The following is a 19,642-nucleotide window of genomic DNA, read 5'->3' as shown; positions in this document are numbered from 1 at the left end:
CCGCTCGCGCCACGCGCGGGCCGGCTTGCCGCGCAAGCGAGGATCCATGCTCTTCAACCGCTCCCTGCCCGCGCTGGCCCTGGCGCTCGGTCTCGCCGCCGTCCCGGCTTCGGCGCAGGACGCCACACAATCCGCCGCTCCGGCTGCTGCGGCCCCGTTCACGGACGCGCAGCGCGCCGGCATCGAGGCGATCGTCAAGGACTACCTGATCAAGCACCCGGAGGTGCTGCAGGAGGCCCTGGCCGAGGCCGAGAAGCAGCAGGCGGAGACGCAGCGCCTCGCCCAGACGGCGGCCCTCAAGGAGGCCCGTGAGGCCCTGATCAACGGCCCGCACGACGTGGTCGCCGGCAACCCCACGGGCGACGTCACGCTGGTCGAGTTCTTCGACTACAATTGCGGCTATTGCCGCAAGGCGCTGGTCGACGTGCAGACCCTGATCAAGACCGACCCGAAGCTGCGGGTGGTGATCAAGGATTTCCCGGTGCTCGGTCCGGAATCGCTCGAGGCCAGCCAGGTCGCCATCGCGGTGCGCCAGCAGCTCAAGGGCGACAAGCTGTTCGAATTCCACCAGAAGCTGCTCGAGACCAAGGGCCGGGTGAACGGTGCCCGGGCGATCCAGGTCGCCAAGGATCTCGGCGCCGACACGACCAAGCTGCAGAAGGACATGGCCTCCCCCGAGGTGAAGGCCGCGCTCAGCGAGAATCGCGGCCTGGGCGACCGGCTCGGCCTCTCGGGCACGCCGGCCTTCATCATCGGCGACGAGGTGATTCCCGGCGCCGTCGGCGTCGACCCGATCCGCAAGACCATCGCGGATGTGCGCCAATGCGGCCACGCCTCCTGCTGAGGCGCCGGGCCGGACCTAAGCACCGGCGGATGGCGGAGGGCGCGGCCTTGTCGCGCCGGGCCGCCTTCGTCTAGAGCGTCGTCCCGAAAGGCGGGTGCCGCCTTTCGGAAAAAGACGATGCAAATCCAAAGTTCTAGCGCATCGAGCCGGTTCCGATCCCCGGAACGATGCGCTAAGAGCCGCCAGCCATGAGGCTGTGATCGAGTGCCAGCGCGCATGCCGGATGAACCGACCGCCGCGGCGCGATACGAAGAAGGCCGGATGCCCAAGAACGATCCCATCGACCCCGAGCTCGTGCGCGAACTCGCCAACCTCGTCACCGAGACCGGCCTGTCCGAGATCGAGGTCGAGAAGGGCGACCTGCGCATCCGCGTGGTGCGGCGGCTCGAACCCGTGAACGTCCAGGTCGCGGGCCCTGCCCCGGTCGCCGCCCTCGCGCCGCCCCCGGTGGCGCCGCCCACCGGCGCCTTGGCGCCGGCCGAGCCGGCCCGCGCGCATCCCGGCTCCGTGCCGTCGCCGATGGTCGGGACCGCCTATCTGCGCCCCTCCCCCGAGGCCAAGGCGTTCACCGAGGTCGGCTCGAAGGTCGAGGTCGGCGACAAGCTGCTGCTCATTGAGGCGATGAAGACCTTCAACGAGATCGTGGCGCCCCGCGCCGGCACGGTCACGGCGATCTTCGTCGAGGACGGCCAGCCGGTCGAGTACGGCGAGGCGCTGCTGGTCATCTCCTGACGCATCGTCCCGGCGGCCGGCTCCGGCCGGCTCGCGGGCGAGGAGGATGCGGCGACAGAGCTTTTCGCGACGTGCCGGGCGGTGCATCTGCCGCGCGCTTCGGTCCGCGTCCCGCGCCGAGGCGGTGATCGCCCCGGCGCAGGGTGTTTTGGGCGTCTTCCGCCGGACCGGCTGCCGCTTCGGGCCTGGAAAACGTCGCGCAACAAGAGGATAGATCATCCTGCGCGGTCCCGTCGGATCGCCTGGACGCTCTAAGGGTTCGATGTTCGACAAGATCCTGATCGCGAACCGCGGCGAGATCGCCCTGCGCATCCTGCGGGCGGCGAAGGAACTCGGGATCGCCACCGTGGCGGTCCATTCCACCGCCGACGCGGACGCCATGCATGTCCGGCTCGCCGACGAGAGCGTCTGCATTGGGCCGCCCTCGGCCCGGGACAGCTACCTCAACATCCCGTCGATCATCGCGGCCTGCGAGATCACCGGGGCGGATGCGGTGCATCCGGGCTACGGCTTCCTGTCGGAGAACGCCCGGTTCGCCGAGGTTCTGGCGCATCACCAGATCGGCTTCATCGGCCCCAAGGCGCAGCATATCCGCACCATGGGCGACAAGATCGAGGCCAAGCGCACGGCCGTGAAGCTCGGCATCCCCTGCGTGCCCGGCTCGGAGGGCGGCGTCGAGGATGCCGACGAGGCCAAGCGCGTGGCCGCCGAGATCGGCTACCCCGTCCTGGTCAAGGCGGCGGCCGGCGGCGGAGGTCGCGGCATGAAGGTCGCCCGCAGCGAGGCCGAGCTGGAGCAGGCGATCGGCATGGCCCGCTCCGAGGCCAAGGCCGCCTTCGGCGACGACGCGGTCTATCTGGAAAAGTATCTCGAGAAGCCCCGGCACATCGAGGTGCAGGTGCTCGGCGACGGCCGCGGCGGCGCGGTCCATCTGGCCGAGCGCGACTGCTCCCTGCAGCGCCGCCACCAGAAGGTCTGGGAGGAAGGCGGCTCGCCGGCGCTCAACGAGTCGATGCGCGCCGAGATCGGCGGCATCTGCGCCAACGCCATGAAGGAGCTGGGCTATCTCGGCGCCGGCACCGTCGAGTTCCTGTACGAGGATGGGCGGTTCTACTTCATCGAGATGAACACCCGCATCCAGGTCGAGCATCCGGTGACCGAGATGATCACCGGCATCGACCTCGTGATCGAGCAGATCCAGGTCGCCTCCGGCGGCCCGCTCTCGGTGTCGCAATCCGACATCAAGGTCGAGGGTCACGCCATCGAGTGCCGGATCAACGCCGAGCATCCGGAGACCTTCCGGCCCTCCCCCGGCCAGATCACCCATTACCACACCCCCGGCGGCCTCGGCGTCCGGGTCGATTCGGCGGCTTTCCAGGGCTACCGCATCCCGCCGCATTACGACTCGCTGATCGGCAAGCTGATCGTCCACGGGCGCACCCGCAACGAGTGCCTGATGCGCCTGCGCCGGGCGCTCGACGAGTTCGTGATCGACGGCATCGACACCACCCTGCCGCTGTTCCGGACCCTCGTCCGCAACCCGGACGTCCAGAACGGCCTCTACGACATCCACTGGCTCGAGCACTTTTTGGACGATGGCGGGATGAAGGTCTGAGGCCAGCGATAGACGGGAACCCGTTCGCGACCGGCCCTTCCGACCCTCGCCCTCATCCTGAGGCGACGAAGCGCAGCGGAGGCCTCCTTCGAGGCTCGCTGCGCGCGCACCTCAGGATGCGGGGTGTGTTCGGGACATCCGCATTCCGACCGCGATCGTGTCTTCAATCCAACTTCGAAACTGGGCTTGCGGCGATCGCGGCCGGTGCCGGCTCTGGCATTTGGACCGGCCCCGCGCGACACTCGCCTCATGCACGATCCGACCCGCGTGGACATCACCCCCGAGATCCTGCTCAAGGCCTACGCGGCGGGCATCTTCCCGATGGCCGAGGATGCGAGCGACCCGACCCTGTACTGGGTCGAGCCGCGGGCGCGCGGCGTCCTCCCCCTCGACGGGTTCCGGGTGTCCCGCCGCCTCGCCCGGACGGTGCGCTCCGACCAGTTCGAGGTCCGCTGCGACACCGATTTCCACGGGGTGATCACTGGCTGCGCGGCGCCGCGCCGGGACAGCGAGAAGACCTGGATCAACGGCCGCATCCGCGAGCTCTACGGCGCGCTGTTCGACCTCGGCCACGTCCACACGGTGGAGGTCTATGCGGGGACGGAGCGGCGCCTGGTCGGCGGCCTCTACGGCGTCTCGCTGGGCGCGGCCTTCTTCGGCGAGAGCATGTTCCACGAGGTGCGCGACGCCTCGAAGGTCGCCCTCGTCCACCTGATGGGCCGCCTGCGCGCGGGCGGCTACCGGCTCGCCGACACGCAGTTCGTCACCGACCATCTCACGCAGTTCGGCGCCGAGGAACTGCCGCGGCACATCTACAAGCGGCGGCTGGCGGCGGCCCTCGATCAGGGCGCGGATTGGAACGTCTGGCCCTGCAACGGCTCCGTGCCGGGCGCGCAGGTGCTGGCGGCTCTCGGCGCCGTCGAGACCTAGCGGAAGATCGCGTCGAACAGGTTCTGCGGCTGCGGCGGAGCCGGCGGGGCCGGAGCCGGGCCTTCGTTCGACGGGAAGAATTTGCGCGAGGGCTTCTGGCGCGGCTGCACCGGCACGCCGCGCGGCGCCTCGACATCGACCTGGCCGGCGGCATTGAGCTGCTGTGCGGTCTTGGTCGAATCCCGGCCGGCGCGCTTCGTCCGCTCCGGCTTGGCGGCCACCGCCGGCACGTCCTCCTGCTCCTTCGCCTCGGCGATCACGTCGCTGCCGCCTTTGCAGTCGACCAGCCAGACGTCGTAGATCGGATGCTCGATCGCGTGCAGGCCCGGGCTCGACGCGAACATCCAGCCAGTGAAGATGCGGCGATACTTGTTGTCGAGGGTGACCTCGTCGACCTCGAGGAACGCCGTGGTCTTGGCGCTCTCGGTCGGCGGCCGGGTATAGCAGACCCGCGGGGTCATCTGCAGCGAGCCGAACTGCACGGTCTCGTCCACCGCGACCTCGAAGGACACGATGCGGCCGGTGATCTTGTCGAGGCCGGAGAAGACCGCGGTCGGGTTCTTGATCTTGTCGGCGGCGGCCGGGCCAGCGCAGAGGCCGAGCGCCAGGGCGGCGGCCGTCAGGACGGGGCGTGCGAGGGCTTTGGTGCGGCTCAAGGCTCGGACCCCTAAAGCATCGTCCCGAACGGCGGTGGCCGGCCTTCGGACGACGATGCGAAACAAGAACCCCAGAACCGCGTCCCGGATCCGGAACGCGACGCTAGAGGGAGGCCGGTCGCGCCGTCACGGGCGCGGCGGTCGGATCGGATCGCCTACCAGAACACCGGAACGGTGGCGGCAAAAGGGCGTCCGGGCACCGCCGGCCGAGGAGGCTTACTTGCCCGGCGTCCAGGACACGTAATCGCCGGTCGCGGCCGGGCGGGAGCCCCAGGAAAGCTGCGAACCCTGCGGCCGGTACGCGTTCGGCGTCCCGGTCTGGTTCTCGACATGCGGCTTCTGCCAGGGGCGCGGCGTGTAATCCTCCTCGCTCGGGGCGAGGTCGACGTTGTGGCACAGCCAGGCGCGCCAGCCGGGCGGCACCTTCGAGGCGTCGGCGTAGCCGTTATAGATGACCCAGCGGCGCTCCGAGCCGACCGAGCGGTCGATCAGCGCGCCTTCCGCCTTGTAATACTTGTTCCCGAGCTCGTCCTCGCCGACGTAGATGCCGGAGCGCGCGGTCTGGAGCGCCAGCGAGACGGTCTGGCCGTTCCACCACGTGAAGACGCGCAGCAAAGTGTCCTTCAGCGCCATCGCCGGTCCCGGTATCAAGCCGCGCCGCACGGGCGCTTCGTGGCGCCGTTATGGTGAGCGCGCGCCCGCGAGTCCAGCGCTTCGGCCCAACTGTCGCTGCGCGGCAACGCCCGGTTCGGCCAACTGCGGCGTATTCGCGGGCCGCCCGGAGGTGCCTCTACTTAAGGGTGTGGATTGAAAATTTTTCCGATCCGAATCCCGAATGTCGGAAGGGCACTTATCCGGGGTGGCCGGGATATCCACAGGCTTTTGGTTGCCAGCACAACATCTAGCGGGGAACCGGCTGGCCGCACACCACTTGTTGACGTGAGAGCGATGGCGGCGGTAATGTCCCTGCATCGGTCGCGCCGCCCCTGTGGTGCGTTTCGGCAGGTTCGACCGTCCCTGAATCATCTTCGCAGATTCGCCACGCGCCCGGCTTCCGGGCGCGGGTGAACGCGACCCCCTTATTGGGCATCGACTCCGCGTTCAGCGGGGCCGGGACACTCGTGTCCCGACGGGAGAGGTGTGTTTCATGCGGTTCGAGCGTCGCTACACCACGGCCGGACAGTCGCCTTACACCGGCATTCCGTTCCGCAAGGCCCTGAGCGAGATCCGCAATCCCGACGGCTCGGTGGTGTTCCGCCTCGACGGCATCGACGTTCCCGAGAGCTGGAGCCAGGTCGCCAGCGACGTGCTGGCCCAGAAGTATTTCCGCAAGGCCGGCGTGCCCGCCCGCCTCAAGAAGGTCGAGGAGAACGACGTCCCGTCCTTCCTCTGGCGCTCGGTCGCCGACGAGGCCGCGCTGGCCGAACTTCCCGAGGAGGAGCGGATCGGCTCGGAATCCTCGGCCACGCAGGTGTTCGACCGCCTCGCCGGCTGCTGGACCTACTGGGGCTGGAAGGGCCGCTACTTCTCCTCCGAGGAGGACGCCTCGGCCTTCTTCGACGAGCTGCGCTACATGCTCGCCAAGCAGATGGTGGCGCCGAACTCGCCGCAATGGTTCAACACCGGCCTGCACTGGGCCTACGGGATCGACGGCCCGAGCCAGGGCCATTTCTACTGCGATTACCGCACCGGTGAGCTGACCCGCTCGGCCTCGAGCTACGAGCATCCGCAGCCGCATGCCTGCTTCATCCAGGGCGTCCAGGACGACCTCGTCAACGAGGGCGGCATCATGGACCTGTGGGTCCGCGAGGCGCGCCTGTTCAAGTACGGCTCCGGCACCGGTTCCAATTTCTCGGCGCTGCGCGGCGAGAACGAGAAGCTTGGCGGCGGTGGCAAGTCGTCCGGCCTGATGAGCTTCCTGAAGATCGGCGACCGGGCGGCCGGCGCGATCAAGTCCGGCGGCACCACCCGCCGCGCGGCCAAGATGGTGATCGTCGATATCGACCACCCGGATATCGAGGCGTTCATCGACTGGAAGGTAAAGGAGGAGCAGAAGGTCGCCGCCCTGGTGACCGGCTCCAAGGTCGTCTCCAAGCATCTCGGCCTGGTCATGAAGGCCTGCACCCAGTGCGAGGCCGAGGGTGACGCCTGCTTCGATCCCGAGCGCAACCCGGCGCTGAAGCGCGAGATCAAGGCCGCCCGCAAGGCCTCCGTGCCGGACGCCTACATCAAGCGCGTCGTCCAGTTCGCCCGCCAGGGCTTCACCAAGATCGACTTCCCCGTCTACGACACCGACTGGGATTCCGAGGCCTACCTCACGGTCGCCGGCCAGAATTCCAACAACTCGGTCTCGCTGACCGACGACTTCCTGCGCGCGGTCGACGCCGACGCCGACTGGCACCTCACCCAGCGCACCACCGGCAAGACCGCCAAGACCCTGAAGGCGCGGGACCTGTGGGAGAAGATCGGCGAGGCCGCCTGGGCCTCGGCCGATCCGGGCCTGCATTTCAACACCACGATGAACGACTGGCACACCTGCCCGTCGGGTGGCCGGATCCGGGCCTCGAACCCGTGCTCCGAGTACATGTTCCTGGACGACACCGCCTGCAACCTGGCCTCGGCCAACCTGCTGACGATGTACGACCGGCAGACCAAGCGCTTCGACGTCGAGGCGTTCGAGCATCTGAACCGCCTCTGGACGGTGGTGCTCGAGATCTCCGTGATGATGGCGCAGTTCCCGTCGAAGGAGATCGCGGAGCTGTCCTACCGCTACCGGACGCTGGGCCTCGGCTACGCCAATATCGGCGGCCTGCTGATGACCATGGGCCTCCCCTATGACTCGCATGAGGGCCGCGCCCTCGCCGGCGCCCTCACCGCGATCATGACCGGCGTGGCCTATGCCACCTCGGCCGAGATGGCGGCCGAGCTCGGGCCGTTCCCGGCCTATGACGACAATGCCGACGCGATGCTGAAGGTGATCCGCAATCACCGCCGCGCCGCCCATGGCGAGGCCGAAGGCTACGAGTTCCTGAGCATCGCCCCGGTGCCGCTGGACCACGCCAACATCCCGCAGGACAATCTCGGCGCCCATGCCCGCGCGGCCTGGGACCGGGCGCTCCAGCTCGGCGAGACCCACGGCTACCGCAACGCCCAGACGACCGTCATCGCGCCCACCGGGACGATCGGCCTCGTGATGGATTGCGACACGACCGGCATCGAGCCCGACTTCGCCCTGGTGAAGTTCAAGAAGCTCGCCGGCGGCGGCTACTTCAAGATCATCAACCAGGCCGCGCCCGACGCGCTGCGGGCGCTGGGCTACCGGGAATCCGAGATCGCCGAGATCGAGGCCTACGCGGTCGGCCACGGCTCGATGGGCCAGGCGCCTGCGATCAATCCGACCACCCTGCGCGCCAAGGGTTTTCCCGACGACAAGATCGCCGCGGTAGAGAAGGGCCTGAAGTCGGCCTTCGACATCAAGTTCGTCTTCAACCGCTGGACGCTCGGCGACGACTTCCTGACCCAGACCCTCAAGGTCCCGGTGGAGAAGCTCTCGGACCCGACCTTCGAGCTGCTGCCGTTCCTCGGCTTCTCGAAGAAGGACATCGAGGTCGCCAACACCCATATCTGCGGGGCGATGACGCTGGAGGGCGCGCCGGGCCTCAAGCCCGAGCATTACCCGGTCTTCGACTGCGCCAACCCGTGCGGCCGGATCGGCAAGCGCTACCTCTCGGTGGAGAGCCACATCCGCATGATGGCGGCGGCCCAGCCGTTCATCTCGGGGGCGATCTCCAAGACGATCAACATGCCCAACGACGCGACCGTCGAGGATTGCAAGGCGGCCTACCGCCTGTCCTGGACCCTGGCGCTGAAGGCCAACGCCCTCTACCGCGACGGCTCGAAGCTGTCGCAGCCACTCAACGCCGCCCTGATCGCCGATGAGGACGACGAGGCCGAGGACGCCCTGGAGGCGGTGCTGCAGGCTCCGGCCGCCGCCCGCGCCGCCCAGGTCGCCGAGAAGATCGTCGAGCGGGTGATCGAGCGGGTCGAGCATATCCGCTCCCGCGAGAAGCTGCCGGCCCGACGCAAGGGCTACACGCAGAAGGCGGTGGTGGGCGGCCACAAAGTCTATCTGCGCACCGGCGAGTACGACGACGGCCGCCTCGGCGAGATCTTCATCGACATGCACAAGGAGGGCGCGACCTTCCGGAGCCTGATGAACAACTTCGCCATCGCGATCTCGCTCGGCCTCCAGTACGGCGTGCCGCTCGAGGAATATGTCGAGGCCTTCACCTTCACCCGATTCGAGCCGGCCGGCTTCGTGCAGGGCAACGACGCGATCAAGAACGCGACCTCGCTCCTCGACTACGTGTTCCGCGAGCTGGCGGTGTCGTATCTCGGCCGCGCCGACCTGGCCCATGTCAGCCCCGCCGAGATCGGTGGCACGGTGATCGGCGGCGGCGAGACGGCCGACACGACCCGCGAGGGCCCCAAGCCCGCCCCGGCCTCCTCGATCGTGTCGCGCGGCCTGCTGCGCGGCTCGGCCGACCGGCTCACCCTGATCCAGGGCGGCCCGGCGGGCGGCGCGGTCGGCGTCGGAGCCGCGAGCACCGGGCAGACGGCCCCGGCCGGCGGGACGGTCCACGCGATCCACGGCACCTCCGCGCTGAAGGCGGAGCCCGCGGTCGCCGCTCAGGCGGAGACCATCGCCGACACCCTCCCCTTCGCCAAGGCGGAGCGCACCGTCGCCGACCGCCGCGCCGAGGCAAAGATGAAGGGCTATGTCGGCGAGGCCTGCCCGGAATGCGCGAACTTCACGCTGGTCCGCAACGGCACCTGCCTGAAATGCGATACCTGCGGGTCCACGACGGGGTGCTCGTAATCGTCGCGCCGCAAACTCAGTGACGCAAGCGGGACAGTTCGCCCGTAAGTGTTCGGAATAATGTCCAAAACTTGAATTGCGGCTTGCTCAAACTCGGCGTGACCTCTGACTGTCCGGAGGGATCCTGAGATCCTCGACAACAAGGATGGCGGCCCTTCATGGGCCGCCAATTCTCCGTCTCGAACAAATCGTGACTGGTGCCGAGCGGGACCGTCGGCCCATGTCAATGGCACGGCACAAGTAAACTGAATTCACCAAGTCGCCTCAGAGCGCCCAACAGAACGGGCACGGATCGTCTGAGCAGGCGTTGGTCGCGATGGCTCGTCCGCTGTCCGCTTCTGCCCGATGATCTCTGGACCGAGATTGCGCCGCTTCTGCCGCCGCTGCGCCCACGTCCAAGAGGCGGCCGTCGGCCGATCGAGAGCCGAGCCGCGCGTTGACCGGCATTCTGTTCGCGCTGCGCTCAAGCATCCCATGGGAGGTGCTACCGGCGGAGATGGGCTGCGGCCGCGGGATGAGGTGCTGGCGGTGTCTGCGCGACTCGCAGGCGGTCGACGTGTGGGCCCACCTGCATCCGGTTCTCCTTGAGCGCCTGAACGGGGTGGTTAAGATCGACTGACGGCGGGGCAAACTTGGACAGCGCCTCCGTCCGGCCCAAAAAGGGGCTCTGCCACCGGTCCGAACCCGACCGGCCGGGTCAAGGCGGGCACGAAGCGCCACCTCGTCACCGATGCCCGTGGCGCGCCACTCATGGTGAGCCTGTCGAACCATCGGCGTCCACCTGAGTCGGGCCAACCAGCACGACAGCGCGATGATGGCCCCCGCCCTCGATGCCATCCCACCCGTGCGCAACGGTCGGCGGCGCCAGCCGCGACGGCGGTACGACAAGCTGCGCGCCGACAAGGCCTACGGCGCCCGACCGCGCCGACACGAGTGCCGGGCGCGTGGGATTGTGCCGCGCATCGCGCGCCGCGGTATCGACAGCAGCGCGAGCCTGGGCCGTCACCGGTGGGTGGTGGAGCGCACGCCTAGTTCAATTGCTTCCGCCGCTTGCCAGACCGCTAAGAGCGACGCGCCGACATCGACCAGGCCGTCACCAGCCTTGCTGCCAACTTCATCACACTCAATCAGATCGAGCGGTCCTGCTGGGTGCTCTTAGACATGAGGCCTCCCCCGGCCCAGGATCTGCCCGATAGATGACAGCTGTAACCAGAATTTCTGTTTCTGTAGCAGTCACGTAATGCATGCATCTGATGCTCGTCCGTCATGTTACAGTTCAGGAATGCTCAAGGAAATCAGCGTGAAGGCCCGCGTCGGTTCGAAATCGCGAAGGTGATCGGTGGGTATGCATCGCGGCCGGTCGAGGCATCAGCACTCAGGATGACACGCTGTTCCTCGCGGACACTCGGCGACCTTGTTCTCGAGGATCGGGTCCAGGCAGATGACGACGCTTTATGGCATTGCGATCGGGTCACAGCATGATGCAGCCGGACAGGCGACACGTATTACTCGGGTCAGCGGCCGTCGGCGCGGGTGCAATGCTGCGGTCGAGGGCGGCATCGGCTGCGCCCGTATCGACCGATGATCCGGGTGCTGTGACATGGATCGTGCTCCCGAACGGGAACAAGGTCTGGACGCAGCGCCTCGGCTCCGGAGAAAAGAAGGTTCTGCTCGTCAACGGCGGCCCGGGATTGTCGCATGACTACATGCAGTGCTTCGCCAGCTTCCTGCCGCAAGCGGGCTATGCGCTGTACTTCTACGACCAGCTCGGCACCGGCGCCTCCGATCGTCCGGATGACCGGAGCCTGTGGACGCTGCCGCGATACCTCGACGAGCTGGAAACCGTGCGTGCCGGGCTCGGCCTCGAACGGTTCGTGCTGATCGGGCACAGCTGGGGTGCGATCCTGGGGATCGAATACGCGTTGCGTCACCCGGAGCGGCTGGGCGGCTTCGTGCTGTCCAATATGAGCGCCAGCTTCGCCGATTACGGCGCCTACTGGCGTCACCTGCGCGATACGCTTCCGGAGGACGTGCGGATGCGTCTTACGGCGTTGGAGGCGGCTGGGCTGGGCGACAGCGAGGCGTACGCCGACCTCGTGCAGCGCGAACTCTACAGCCGCTACATCTGCCGGCTCGACCCGTGGCCGAGCCCCGTCCAGCGCAGCCTTTCCGGCCTCAACACGGACATCTACGGGCAGTTGCAGGGACCGAACGAGTTCACGCCGACGGGTGAGCTGAAAGCGTGGGACCGGTGGGCGGATCTGCACCGGATCGCGACGCCGACGCTCGTGATCGGCGCGCGGTACGACGAGATGGATCCGGAGAGTGCCCGCCGCGAGGCGCGGCTCATTCCGAATGCCGAGCTGTTCCTGAGCGACACCGGCAGTCACCTCGCCATGTGGGACGACCAAGCGAACTACTTCAAGGCCGTGCTCGGCTTTCTGAGCCGACTTCCATCCTGAAGGGGCATCCCCGTCCCCGAACGAGGCCGTCATCATTTTCTCAGACGCAGGCGTAGCTCCGGCTTCCATGCGACCCCGTGCTGGCTCGCCGTCGCACGGGGCGCGCCGCTCCCGAAACCGTGGTTCGGGGAACGTCCGCGGCGTCGAAGGTTCGGATCGCGCCTGTGCCTGCGCCGCTCCGAGCGCGCCCTTGCGTCGTCGGCGCGCTACGCAGATGCTGCCGCCCGGACTCCGAGATGTCGGGTATTGGCCGCTCCATGATAGGGGCACCCGGCGTATTGGTGCGGGTTCCTGCCCAGAGAAGCGAATTGGAAGCCTTGCCGACCGGTCCAGGAAGCGCGCATAAGCCGGCCTTCGCGGGCCAGAGAGACGAAGTCGTGAGCACGTCGCACACGCTCATCCGGCTGCTCACAGCGAATGCCTTCTTCGCCGGACTCGGTTCGGACGCCATCGAGACCATCGCCGGCCTCTGCACGACGCGCAGTCTCGCGCGGCACGAGATCCTGTTTCAGAAGGGCGACCCGGGCGACGCGCTCTACGCGGTACGCCGCGGCCAAATTCGCATTGGGGCCGGCACCGACGCCGGGCGTGCCGTCACGCTCAACCTGCTGGGGTCGGGCGACGTCTTCGGCGAGATCGCGTTCCTGGACGGCCATCTGCGGACCGCGGAGGCGGTGGCCCTCGAGCCGACCGATCTCTTCGTCGTCGAGCGGCGGGACTTCCTCAAGCTGCTGGCCCGCGACGCGACCCTGGCGGCGCAGATCATCGGCCTGCTGTGCCAGCGTCTGCGCTGGATGAGCGACCGCATGGAGGAGGCGACGTTGCTGCCGCTCGACGCGCGCCTGGCGCGGCGTCTGATCATGCTGTCGCAGGATTACGGTGCCGAGATCCCGGTGACGCAGCAGGAACTGGCAGCCTTCGTCGGCGCGGCCCGGGAGAGCGTCAACCGGATCCTTCAGGATTGGCGGGGGGCGGGCATCATCGATCTGGGCCGCTCGCGTGTCACGGTGCGGGTTGCGCAGCGTCTCGTCGCGCTCGGGGACCGGGCGCAGACATGACTTGGCCAGGGAGTTTGATGGAATGAGAACCGGAGCGCGTCTTGCGGTGGTGGCCGTCCTCACCGTCGTCGCGGGCCCCGTCGGCGCCCAGACGCGCTGTACGGAGACGACGCGCTTCGACCCACCGCTGCGGGTTCTGCGGTGCGCCGACGGTTTGGTGCTCGAAACCGAGACGGCGGGCACCCTGCGGCCGGTGGATCGGGACGGCGACGGGCACCTCGAAGGGGCCGAGATCGGCGGCCACGCGGTCTTCGTCACCATCCCGGCGAGCCGCCGCGTCCGCCGCGAAGGCTTTCAGATCCTCACCCCGCATGCGATCGCCTCGGTGCGGGGCACGGTCTACGCCGTCGACGTGACCCGCGCGCGCACCTCCGTTTTCGTCGAGCAGGGCCATGTCGACGTGGCCCGGCGCGACGCCCCCCAGATCTCCGTCACGCTGGGGCCGGGCGAGGGCGTGGATGTCGATGACGGCCGCGACGCCCTGGAGGTGCGGCGCTGGCCGCAGGAGCGCGTCAGGAGCTTGCTCGAGCGTTTCGGGCGTTGAGCGCCGCCGACCGAAATCCCGTCCCGAGGACCGATCAAGGTTTCCGCCGAACCAAGCGCTGGTTCGTATGCGCCGCGTTCCTTGGCGCGCTGGGATGGGGGGCCTGGCTCGGCCATTTGCACCTTGCTGGTCGCGCGACGCCGCTCGATCGCGTCGAATCGGCGCTCACCGACCTGCGCCTGCGCCTTGCGGGTCCGCGCACGCCACCCGCCGACCTCGCGGTGGTCGCGATCGATGACGAAACCGTCCGGCGCGAAGGAGGCTTCCCGGTTTCGCGTGCCACGATGGCGCGGCTCATCGAGACGATCGCGGACGCAAACCCGCGGGTGATCGCCGTGGACGTGCTCTTCCTCGATGCGGGCCGCCAGCCGGAAGCGGATCGCGCGCTCGCCGCGGCTCTCGGCAAGACGAGCGCCGTCCTGGCTTCGGCGGCGGTCTTCGACGGCAGCGCGAGCGAGGACGGTATCCCGGTCGCCACCGCCGTACACCGGCCGACGCCGGAGATCGGCGAGAGGGTTGCCTCGGGCCTCGTCAACGTGACCGAGGATGCTGCGGGCGTTCCACGCCACCTTCCGCTGATCGTGCGGACGAGCGAGGGCGCGTCGGCGGCCTTCGTCCTGCGTGCCGCGGCCCTGGCGGCCCGCAGCGATCCGGTCCTGACCAAGGGCCGCGTCCAGATCGGGACCGCCGCGATTCCCCTGGACCTCGGCTATCACCTTCCGCTGCGCCCCTACGGTCCGCGCCGCACCATCGCCACGGTGAGCGCGGCGTCCCTCCTCGACGGCACGGCGCCGGCCGCAGCCTTGGCCGATCGCATCGTGGTGATCGGTGCCACGGCACTCGGAGGCGGCGACACCTTCGTCACGGCGTTCGACCCCGTCATGCCCGGCGTCGAACTCCTCGCGACCGGCATCGCCCATCTCACGACCGGGCACGGTCTCGTCCGCGATGCGGCTGTGCGCCGGCTCGATGCAGCGGCGGCCCTTGTCCTGTCCGTCGGCGCCGCGCTGCTCATCGCGCTCCTGCCGCCGGGCCCGGGCATGATGCTCGTGCTCCTCCTGACCGCAGGGTGGCTGATCGCGGGCGCCTTCGCGTTCGCTCACGGCCTCTGGCTGAGTGCTGCCCTGCCGCTCGCCGCCGCCGGGCTTCCGACCCTGCTCTGTGCGGCCGGCCGCCAGACGCTGGAGCGTCGCCAGAGTGCGCGGGTGGCGCGGTCCGAGGAGGTCCTGCGGCGGCTCCAGCCCGCCGCCTTGGCCGACCGGCTCGCCCTGGATCCGGCCTACCTGGCGGAGCCGGTCGCGCGGGACATCCCGGTTCTGTTCGTTGATCTCACCGGCTTCACCCGCCGCAGCGAGCATCTGGGCCCGGTCCGCACCCGCGGGATGCTCAAGGCGTTCCACGATCTCGTCGACGAGACCGTGACGGGGCACGGGGGCCTCGTGGTCAATTTCATGGGCGACGGCGCCATGATCCTGTTCGGCGCGCTCGACCCGGATCCCGATCAGGCATCGAACGCCGTCGAAGCGGCCGAAGACCTGATATCGCGCACGCGGCTCTGGATCGCGCGCAATCCGGCTCTGTCGGAGGCCGGACCGGCCCTCGATGTGCGCATCGGGGCGCATTACGGGCCGGTGATCCTCTCCCGGCTCGGCAGCGACACCAACCAGCACATCACGGCCACGGGCGACACGGTCAACGTCGCGAGCCGCCTGCTCGCCGTCGCCGCGCAGGCCAATGCCCGGTTGGCGCTCAGCGCCGAGCTGACGGAGGCGGCCGGCCTCGCCTTGTCCCAGGGGACCTTCGAGCGGCGGACGACGTCGATCCGCGGGCGGACCCAGACCCTCGAGGTGTGGCTGCGGCACCGGCGCGAGACCCATTCGTAGCCCCGGCACCGGGATGGCCGATGTCCGGGGGTGCCGGCCGGCTTTCCGCTCTCACCGGAGGCCTCGATCCGGAACTGTGATGCGGATCACAGTTCTCCGGTTTCGTCCGGTGCATGGTGCCTGTACTGCAACAGGGAGATCCACCATGACGAAGACTTCAACCAAGACTGTGATTCTAGCCGGCCTTGCGCTGGCAGCCCTGGCCGGCGGGGCCGGAGGCGCCGAGGCCCGCGGTTTCGGGCACGGCGGGTTCGGCTATGGCGGTTTCGGGCACCATGGTGGTTTCCATCACGGTGGCTTCCATGGCGGCTTCCATCACCGCTTCGGCGGCTATGGCTGGGGGTATCCCGCGGGCGGCTATTACCGGAGCTCCTATTACGGCGGCTGTCGCCTGGTCTTCAGCCCCGCCTGGGGAAGCTACGTCCGCGCCTGCCGCTGAACCGACCTTGACGGACCGCCGGGCGGTTCGACGAGCCGGTGGACGGAAGACGAAGCGCTTCCGTCCCCCGAAGGGCGTGGGGCCGACCCAAGCGGCAGCGCGCCCTTCCCGAAGACGTCTCCGCACCCATGAGCCGACAGGAGCACGCGCCGTGCCCGCACCCGGTATCCGCATCCTGCTGCTCGACGATGACGCGGACGTGCAGCGGACCGTCTCGGACTACTTCTCTGAGCATGGCGTGTCCGTCATGCCGGCGGCGACCCGGCTGCAGGCCCAAGCGCTGCTGGCCGACCCCACGGAGTTCGACCTCGTGGTGCTCAACCTGCGGCCGGGATCGGAGAACGGGCTGGAGCTGTTGCGCGAATTGCGGGCGCGGAGCGACATCCCCGTCATCCTCACGACGGCGCACCGCCGTGACGAGCTCGATCGTGTGCTCGGTCTCGAGCTCGGCGCGGATGATTACCTCGTCAAACCTTACGGCCTGCGCGAATTCCTGGCCCGTGTGCGCGTCGTGCACCGCCGCGCCGCGGGACACGCCCGGCATCGTTCGCGCGACGCGCCGTGCCGACGATTCGAGGGTTGGGTCCTCAACCGGCGACGGCGGCGCCTGACCAATCCCGCCGGCGTCGATGTCGACCTCAGCAAGGGGGAATACGCCTTGCTCGCGGCCTTTCTCGACGCGCCGCAGCGCCCGCTCAGCCGCGAGTACCTCCTGCAGGCAACCCATATCCACGAGGACGTCTTTGATCGCAGCATCGACGTGCAGATCCTGCGGCTACGCCGGAAGATCGAGACGGAACCGAGCCAACCCGCCGTGATCCTGACCGAGCGCGGCGTCGGATACGTCTTCGCCGTTCCCGTCGAATGTGCGGCGCGCTGAGATCGCATATTCGCTCAGCCGGCCGTGGCCGCGAGCGAGACGGCACCGTCCAGTCGATGGCCATGCGAAGGGCAGGTCGCGGTCCAGGCCTCGCGACGTGTCGGGACTTTGCGTCTTGCCGCTCATAGGTCCCGCTCCAACTCTGTTGGAACGGGAGCGCACAGGAGCGGGAACGTCAATTTTGTTATCGACGTGCGTGAGACTTATGCTCCGATAGTCTGTGACGAACCATGTTCGCAAACCGTATCCGCCCAACGGTTCTGATGACGATAGGACGCACGCCTTTTTCACCTGACGCGTTGGCAGTCGCCGCAGGCCAATGCGCGTATGCCCTGTACAAGGTGTTCACTGGCCTCGGCTAAGTGGTCGGAACCGGTGGTCTCTCGCGGTTTATACGGGACAATTCGGCGCCCTGGTTCACCTTATATCAGCAGGCGCATCGCTGGCTTTTCAACAGCTATTTTGAGCTGATGGCCGCAAACCCTCCGCGCGGATTTGAGCCCGGCTGCGTTCCGCCCATCCGACTGCCCGACTTGAGCACGGCCTCAGCCTGGCTAGCGTTGAGCCCTGCCTGAGGTACGGAACGGCTCCGCGTCCGAGGAACGTCTTTCAAACGGCGCTGTTGGTCCGGCACAGGTTAGGAGAGGTATCGTGCGGGTCATAGCTAAAGCGGCAGCGGTCGCGCTCATCACACTGGTCGGCATTGGCTCGGCCGAGGCGAAGGGCTGTATCAAGGGTGCCATTATCGGCGGGCTCGCGGGTCATTACCTGGCCGAGCGTGGCGTCGTCGGGGCCGTTGCCGGGTGTCTGGCAGGGCGCGCCTTGGCCAATCGACGGGCGCAACGCGAGATCGATTACGGCTCTCGCGTCCAGCCGCGCGGCCCTGGATATGGTGCGCCCCAGCGTCCCGCGCGTGGAGAATATGGGTACTGAGAACGGCTGACAAAGCCGATTGCGGCGCGTCGAGGGGGGGCGGAACCGGTCCTTCATGAAGGTCTGCGGCCAAGCCTCACGCGACAGCGCGGCCATCGCGGGCGCCGCATCGCCCGCCGCGCGATCGGGAGCAGCCAAGCCTGGGCCGGCACGGGCGGGCACTCGATCCGTCGGCGAGCTCTGGATGAAGCGGGCTTGGTTCGCTCGCTCCCGCGGTCACGCCATCGCTATGGGCGACGGGCCGATATTCACGACACCGGCACGACGCTCCTGGAGCTCTTATCGTCCTGCGGTTGCGTCGGGGGCTTAAATCCAGAGGCGTGCAAGAAACTAATTGTTCAGCTCTGGGTTGTCGGTCTGGTTCCGTCCCTGTGGCGGAGCACCGGCCCCGGCCGGCCGTGCCTTCGTAAAGAGCGACCGCAGATCATGTTCGACCTCGCCTTCACGGTCGCCTACTCGGCAGGGGCGTTCGTCGCGGTCGGCGTGATCCTGAGAGGCCTCGCAGCCTGACGGCCAGCTTGGTGAGCCCCCGGCCGACGGCGACCTGGAGCGATGGCCTGGGGCCTCCAGATCCACATTCTGACCGCTCGCCAGGATGGCCTGCGACTTGGCCGACGCGATGGCCAATCCGGAATAAGCCCGGACCGCGTCTGGCCGGGCAGCCGATCGAGTGGCGTGCTGCCGCCTCGGTCTCCATCTCAGTCCGCATAGTCTCGTGGCGACAAGCTGCTTCGGTGTTGCCGGCGCGGTCACGAGCGACGACCGGCCCCGGTTGACCACCGCTAAGTATTGCTTCGGGAGATGAGGGTTCGCGGGCCCTGCTTGAACTCATATGCGTCCGATGACCGACAATCTGCCGTAGATATTGAGACGCGCCCATCCGTCTAAATTATTCAAGTATTATTGCGGGATATCATCTGAATATTGGTCCGCTGTCGGCGAAACAGGCGGCGTCGCCCATCCGAACCCCGCGCGCGCGGGGTGTGCCGGCTGCATGTGTCGGTGCGAAGATATGCGGTTCGACTGCATGTCGCGGCCTGACGATGGGTCTATGGTGATCAAAAATGGAGGACGCCAGTGGCCTACAGGATTGAGTTCTTGAAGGATCACCGGGTTGTCGCCGCCAAGCTTTGGCCGCGCAGCCTCGAAGCCGCGACCGCACATGCCCTGGCGCAGTACCCTCGCCAGCACACCCGGAACGGTGCGACATCCGTGAGCGTGATCTGCGAACGCACCGGCATGGTCGTCTTTGCGTTCCGGGACGACCATTGCCGCCCGACCGAGCGCCGGCGGATCGCCTTGGGCCTTGCGCCACGCGGCATCGGCTTGAGCGCGGCGGCGCGGCTTCACTGACTGGCTTACGCACGGAGCAGCGCATCCGGAACGGTCCGGATCCACCCGGCGTTCTCTGCGCCCGTCACGGGACCGTGTTGGAGACCGCCATGAACGCCCTCAAGCCCCTCGCCCTCATCGCCCTGCTCGCCATCGGCGTGACCGGCTGCGATGACAAGAAGGCCGAGAACAACACGCCCACCAAGGCGGATTCCTCCAAGATGGAGCCGCAGACCGACCAGGCGGCTCCGCCGAGCCAGAAGCCCAAACCGTAGCGCTGGACCCGATCGGGCGAAAACACGCCTGAGCGTAGGGCAAGACAGGGGCAGGCCGGTCCGAAACCCCACGCGGAATCGGGCGGACGCTGGCCTGCTCGGTCCGATCGCGCCCGTTGCGCGCCGTTGCACCGCGAGCCGACAGTGCGATCCCGTTGTGTTCGCCGTCTGCCCCGGCAC

16 protein-coding genes and 1 pseudogene are annotated in these 19,642 nt (G+C 68.1%); 15 read left to right on the top strand and 2 right to left on the bottom strand.

The window, feature by feature from the left end; translation table 11 throughout:
* Positions 1-46 precede the first annotated feature (46 nt).
* From BMZ47_RS11715 to aat, 4 genes are all read left to right on the top strand, one after another.
* Positions 47-844, top strand: coding sequence for a DsbA family protein (locus BMZ47_RS11715; RefSeq protein ID WP_007559748.1), 798 nt, complete (start codon positions 47-49; stop codon positions 842-844).
* 261 nt (positions 845-1,105) lie between these two features.
* Positions 1,106-1,576: an acetyl-CoA carboxylase biotin carboxyl carrier protein gene (gene accB / locus BMZ47_RS11710; protein ID WP_091862219.1), complete on the top strand. Its 471-nt coding sequence runs from the start codon at positions 1,106-1,108 to the stop codon at positions 1,574-1,576.
* A gap of 262 nt (positions 1,577-1,838) precedes the next feature.
* Positions 1,839-3,191, top strand: a complete 1,353-nt coding sequence (accC, locus tag BMZ47_RS11705) for an acetyl-CoA carboxylase biotin carboxylase subunit (protein WP_007559733.1) — start codon at positions 1,839-1,841, stop codon at positions 3,189-3,191.
* Between the two features lie 249 nt (positions 3,192-3,440).
* Positions 3,441-4,121: a leucyl/phenylalanyl-tRNA--protein transferase gene (gene aat / locus BMZ47_RS11700; protein WP_091862217.1), complete on the top strand. Its 681-nt coding sequence runs from the start codon at positions 3,441-3,443 to the stop codon at positions 4,119-4,121.
* Here aat and BMZ47_RS11695 read toward each other — a convergent pair.
* Positions 4,118-4,777 (bottom strand): DUF2155 domain-containing protein, encoded by a 660-nt coding sequence (locus BMZ47_RS11695; RefSeq protein ID WP_007559730.1) that lies wholly within the window; start codon positions 4,775-4,777, stop codon positions 4,118-4,120. The two genes, aat and BMZ47_RS11695, sit on opposite strands and share 4 nt — an antisense overlap.
* A 216-nt stretch (positions 4,778-4,993) precedes the next feature.
* Positions 4,994-5,410: an NADH:ubiquinone oxidoreductase subunit NDUFA12 gene (locus BMZ47_RS11690; protein WP_091862213.1), complete on the bottom strand. Its 417-nt coding sequence runs from the start codon at positions 5,408-5,410 to the stop codon at positions 4,994-4,996.
* A 514-nt stretch (positions 5,411-5,924) separates the two neighbouring features.
* Here BMZ47_RS11690 and BMZ47_RS11685 point away from each other — a divergent pair.
* From BMZ47_RS11685 to BMZ47_RS28550, 11 genes and pseudogenes are all read left to right on the top strand, one after another.
* Positions 5,925-9,656 (top strand): vitamin B12-dependent ribonucleotide reductase, encoded by a 3,732-nt coding sequence (locus BMZ47_RS11685; protein WP_091862210.1) that lies wholly within the window; start codon positions 5,925-5,927, stop codon positions 9,654-9,656.
* A 296-nt stretch (positions 9,657-9,952) separates the two neighbouring features.
* A pseudogene (locus BMZ47_RS11680) lies at positions 9,953-10,856 on the top strand (IS5 family transposase).
* Positions 10,857-11,251: 395 nt separating this feature from the next.
* Positions 11,252-12,118, top strand: coding sequence for a proline iminopeptidase-family hydrolase (locus BMZ47_RS11675; protein WP_244536802.1), 867 nt, complete (start codon positions 11,252-11,254; stop codon positions 12,116-12,118).
* A 377-nt stretch (positions 12,119-12,495) separates the two neighbouring features.
* Entirely contained in the window at positions 12,496-13,176 is a 681-nt protein-coding gene (locus BMZ47_RS11670) for a Crp/Fnr family transcriptional regulator (protein WP_050733737.1), read from the top strand.
* Between the two features lie 49 nt (positions 13,177-13,225).
* Positions 13,226-13,720: a FecR domain-containing protein gene (locus tag BMZ47_RS11665; protein WP_244536801.1), complete on the top strand. Its 495-nt coding sequence runs from the start codon at positions 13,226-13,228 to the stop codon at positions 13,718-13,720.
* A gap of 116 nt (positions 13,721-13,836) precedes the next feature.
* Complete coding sequence (locus tag BMZ47_RS11660) at positions 13,837-15,603, top strand: CHASE2 domain-containing protein (RefSeq protein WP_091862207.1); 1,767 nt, start codon at positions 13,837-13,839, stop codon at positions 15,601-15,603.
* A 145-nt stretch (positions 15,604-15,748) separates the two neighbouring features.
* Entirely contained in the window at positions 15,749-16,042 is a 294-nt protein-coding gene (locus BMZ47_RS11655) for a hypothetical protein (protein WP_091862204.1), read from the top strand.
* 151 nt (positions 16,043-16,193) lie between these two features.
* Positions 16,194-16,922: a winged helix-turn-helix domain-containing protein gene (locus tag BMZ47_RS11650; RefSeq protein WP_091862201.1), complete on the top strand. Its 729-nt coding sequence runs from the start codon at positions 16,194-16,196 to the stop codon at positions 16,920-16,922.
* Positions 16,923-17,573: 651 nt separating this feature from the next.
* On the top strand, positions 17,574-17,855 hold the full coding sequence (locus BMZ47_RS28950) for a hypothetical protein (RefSeq protein ID WP_091862198.1): 282 nt from the start codon (positions 17,574-17,576) through the stop codon (positions 17,853-17,855).
* Between the two features lie 1,077 nt (positions 17,856-18,932).
* Entirely contained in the window at positions 18,933-19,208 is a 276-nt protein-coding gene (locus BMZ47_RS11640; protein WP_091862195.1) for a hypothetical protein, read from the top strand.
* An 89-nt stretch (positions 19,209-19,297) separates the two neighbouring features.
* Positions 19,298-19,462: a hypothetical protein gene (locus tag BMZ47_RS28550; protein WP_163006132.1), complete on the top strand. Its 165-nt coding sequence runs from the start codon at positions 19,298-19,300 to the stop codon at positions 19,460-19,462.
* Positions 19,463-19,642: the final 180 nt, after the last annotated feature.

The sequence above is a fragment of the Methylobacterium brachiatum genome (genome assembly GCF_900113845.1).
Lineage (GTDB): Bacteria > Pseudomonadota > Alphaproteobacteria > Rhizobiales > Beijerinckiaceae > Methylobacterium > Methylobacterium brachiatum.
This window is presented reverse-complemented; position numbering and strand designations above follow the sequence as displayed.

What these genes read in the sequence shown, in the direction of transcription:
- BMZ47_RS11715 (WP_007559748.1), top strand. Translation starts at nt 47, where the DNA reads ATGCTCTTCAACCGCTCCCTGCCCGCGCTGGCCCTGGCGCTCGGTCTC.
- accB (WP_091862219.1), top strand. Translation starts at nt 1,106, where the DNA reads ATGCCCAAGAACGATCCCATCGACCCCGAGCTCGTGCGCGAACTCGCC.
- accC (WP_007559733.1), top strand. Translation starts at nt 1,839, where the DNA reads ATGTTCGACAAGATCCTGATCGCGAACCGCGGCGAGATCGCCCTGCGC.
- aat (WP_091862217.1), top strand. Translation starts at nt 3,441, where the DNA reads ATGCACGATCCGACCCGCGTGGACATCACCCCCGAGATCCTGCTCAAG.
- BMZ47_RS11690 (WP_091862213.1), bottom strand. Translation starts at nt 5,410, where the DNA reads ATGGCGCTGAAGGACACTTTGCTGCGCGTCTTCACGTGGTGGAACGGC.
- BMZ47_RS11685 (WP_091862210.1), top strand. Translation starts at nt 5,925, where the DNA reads ATGCGGTTCGAGCGTCGCTACACCACGGCCGGACAGTCGCCTTACACC.
- BMZ47_RS11655 (WP_091862204.1), top strand. Translation starts at nt 15,749, where the DNA reads ATGACGAAGACTTCAACCAAGACTGTGATTCTAGCCGGCCTTGCGCTG.
- BMZ47_RS28550 (WP_163006132.1), top strand. Translation starts at nt 19,298, where the DNA reads ATGAACGCCCTCAAGCCCCTCGCCCTCATCGCCCTGCTCGCCATCGGC.